Here is a 3,699-nt window from a genome sequence, read left to right as displayed (position 1 = left end):
GTTCTGTTAAATTTCGGCAGATATTGGCTCATCATTGATGGTCAAAAAATGAGCCCAACGTACAATAATTTTCGATATCCAAACTGACCCCATTAACGCCTCATAGCCAGTTGAACTTTGCTACTCTGTTAGAGGTAGTGCCTTCTATCCAGTGCGGCTTTAATTAATGGAATAAATGATTATGAGTGATAATGATACAATCCCGAAGAAGTCTACAAGCCAGATTAACAAAGCGGTATTCTTTACATCTGCTTTGCTGATTTTCCTTCTTGTCGCCTTTGCCGCGGTATTCCCGGATGTCGCCGACAAAAATTTTAAACTACTACAGCAACAAATCTTCACGAATGCCAGCTGGTTCTACATCCTTGCTGTGGCCCTGATTTTACTAAGTGTCACGTTCCTTGGACTCTCACGCTACGGTGATATCAAGCTGGGACCGGACCATGCGCAGCCTGATTTCAGCTACCACTCCTGGTTTGCGATGCTTTTTTCGGCAGGGATGGGGATCGGCCTGATGTTCTTTGGCGTTGCCGAACCTGTAATGCATTATCTTTCGCCACCCGTTGGCACGCCAGAAACCGTTGTGGCAGCCAAGGAAGCAATGCGTCTGACCTTCTTCCACTGGGGACTGCACGCATGGGCAATTTATGCCATTGTGGCGCTGATCCTGGCGTTCTTCAGTTACCGTCACGGTCTGCCTTTAACTCTGCGCTCCGCACTCTATCCCATTATTGGCGATCGCATATACGGGCCTGTAGGCCATGCGGTTGATATTTTCGCTGTTATCGGCACGGTCTTTGGCGTCGCGACATCGCTGGGTTACGGTGTTTTGCAGGTGAATGCCGGTTTGAACCATCTTTTCGGGGTGCCCATCAATGAAACGGTGCAGGTTATTCTGATCGTGGTCATCACGGGGTTAGCGACGATTTCAGTGGTGTCCGGCCTGGATAAGGGAATACGTATCCTGTCTGAGCTCAATCTGGGTCTGGCGTTGTTGCTCCTGGCGCTGGTCCTGTGCCTGGGACCAACCGTGCTTCTGCTGAAGTCATTTGTGGAAAATACGGGCGGTTATCTTTCGGAACTGGTGAGTAAAACGTTCAACCTTTACGCGTATGAGCCTAAGTCGAGCAACTGGCTGGGGGGCTGGACATTACTGTACTGGGGATGGTGGCTTTCATGGTCGCCGTTTGTGGGGATGTTCATCGCCCGGGTCTCCCGCGGGCGAACCATTCGCGAGTTTGTCACCGGCGTGCTGTTTGTTCCCGCGGGTTTTACGCTCATGTGGATGACGGTGTTTGGTAACAGCGCGATCTATCTCATTATGAACCAGGGGGCCACAGACCTCGCCAATACTGTTCAGCAGGATGTGGCGCTGGCCCTGTTTAATTTCCTGGAACATTTCCCGTTCTCTTCCGTGCTGTCATTCATCGCAATGGCGATGGTCATCGTCTTCTTTGTCACGTCTGCTGATTCGGGGGCAATGGTTGTTGATACTCTGGCATCAGGTGGAGTGGCAAACACACCCGTCTGGCAGCGAATATTTTGGGCCTCGCTAATGGGCATTGTCGCAATTGCGCTTCTCCTTGCCGGAGGGCTAAGTGCGCTGCAAACAGTGACAATAGCGAGTGCATTGCCCTTCTCAGTGATCTTACTGATATCCATATACGGACTTTTAAAAGCTTTGCGCCGGGATTTGACCAAGCGTGAAAGCCTGAGCATGGCGACAATTGCTCCTACGGCTGCACGTAACCCAATTCCCTGGCAGAGAAGGTTACGCAATATCGCCTATCTGCCGAAGCGATCTCTTGTGAAACGTTTTATGGACGACGTCATCCAGCCCGCCATGACGCTGGTTCAGGAAGAGCTGAACAAGCAGGGGACGATAAGCCACATCAGTGATGCAGTCGACGATCGTATTCGTCTTGAAGTCGATTTGGGTAACGAGCTGAATTTTATATATGAAGTGAGGCTTCGCGGGTATAGCTCACCGACCTTCGCGCTCGCCGCGATGGATAATAATGAGCAGCTGACTGAACAACATAGATATTATCGCGCTGAGGTTTATCTCAAAGAAGGCGGTCAAAATTATGATGTGATGGGCTGGAACCAGGAACAGCTGATTAATGACATACTGGACCAGTACGAAAAACATCTGCACTTCCTGCACCTGGTTCGTTAATAGCAACATGCCGTCCTGGGGGCGGCAATTATTTATCCCGGCCGCAATATGAGGAATGCAGAATGATTTCACGCTGGAAATGGATTCTGAAGCAGACATTTAAAAAGCTATGGTTCAGGGCAACGTTATTCGCCATTGTCGCGATCATAACGGCCCTTTTATCAATTCTTTTTAAATCAATGATACCTGAGTCGGTTTCCGTGAAGGTTGGTGCGGAAGCAGTCGATAACATTCTGAACATACTGGCATCGAGTATGCTGGCAGTGACCACTTTTTCGCTGAGTATCATGGTCACAGCCTACGGTTCAGCCACTACTAATGTGACTCCCAGAGCTACGCGTTTAGTTGTTGAAGACGTAACCACACAAAATGTACTGGCCACCTTCATCGGTTCTTTTCTCTTCAGTCTGGTAGGGATTATAGCCCTCAGTATGGGAGCTTATGGAGAAAGGGGGAGAGTCATTTTATTCATTGTCACACTGGTTGTCGTTGCCTTAATCCTCATCACATTGCTTCGCTGGATACAGCATTTGACCTCTCTGGGGAGGGTAGGTGAGACAACGGCAAAAGTAGAACAGGCGGCCATCGAAACATTTATTGCGAGAGCAAGAAATCCCTGTCTCGGCGGATATCCATGGCTTGAGAACAATGAACAGCCGAAAGGAACGGTTGCAGTTTATCCGAAGAAGATTGGCTATGTTGAATATATTGATATGGTGAAACTTAGCAAGCTGCTGACCAATGATCCCCGTCATGTATACCTTGTGGCGCAGCCAGGCAGTTTCATACATCCATCCATGCCCGTTTTGTACCTGAGTCAGGGCCAGGAGTCATCAATCAGCGCCGATTTACTTGAGACGATTATTGTCTCGGATGTACGTTCATTTGCTCAGGATCCCCGATTTTGTCTTAGCGTCATGGCAGAAATAGCCTGCCGGGCCCTTTCCCCCGCAGTGAACGATCCTGGGACCGCCATTGATGTCATTGGCAGAGGTGTTCGTATACTTTCCACTTACGCGCAGAATAAATCTGATGAAGTAGAAGTGAAATATCCTTCAGTTCATGTTGCACCACTTCAGAATAACGATCTACTGGAAGACTTTTTCTCACCTGTCGCGCGCGATGGTGCCAGTATGAGGGAGATTCAGATAAGAGTCCTTAAAGGACTGTCTATGCTGAGTAAGGGTTGGCCTGGGATATTTTCTGAGGCCGCGCATAATTTAGCATTTGAAACATTAGAGCATGCAACACGTGCTGACCATACAGACTCTGACAGATATCTAATAAAATCAATTTATTATAATTTATTTAGTGGCGAAGATTCTAATAAAAACCATAGTTGCGGAGCAAGCGATTCGGTTGTTGGCAAGTAAAGGGCAAAGCATTCGCGTGAGAATGGGCGTCTGCTTTGTGCTGTGAGTTCAACGGGTCGATGCAACGCTATCCTTAATCAAGGGTTGACCTGCCCCAGAGTTAGATACAACCTTCAGTTAGTAATGTCGGTTGGTTTTTCTTCATAT

The 3,699-nt window shown here is 48.4% G+C and carries 2 protein-coding genes; both read left to right on the top strand.

Annotated elements, in window-relative coordinates; translation table 11 throughout:
• Window positions 1–181: 181 nt before the first annotated feature.
• A complete protein-coding gene (betT, locus tag ABLU50_RS16030; protein ID WP_049014622.1) occupies window positions 182–2,179 on the top strand; it encodes a choline BCCT transporter BetT in 1,998 nt (665 codons plus the stop codon).
• Between the two features lie 62 nt (window positions 2,180–2,241).
• Window positions 2,242–3,552, top strand: a complete 1,311-nt coding sequence (locus ABLU50_RS16025) for a DUF2254 domain-containing protein (RefSeq protein WP_049014621.1) — start codon at window positions 2,242–2,244, stop codon at window positions 3,550–3,552.
• Window positions 3,553–3,699 lie beyond the last annotated feature (147 nt).

This window comes from Klebsiella sp. GG_Kp173, from assembly GCF_040062415.1.
In the GTDB taxonomy this organism is placed as follows: domain Bacteria; phylum Pseudomonadota; class Gammaproteobacteria; order Enterobacterales; family Enterobacteriaceae; genus Klebsiella; species Klebsiella quasipneumoniae.
This window is presented reverse-complemented; position numbering and strand designations above follow the sequence as displayed.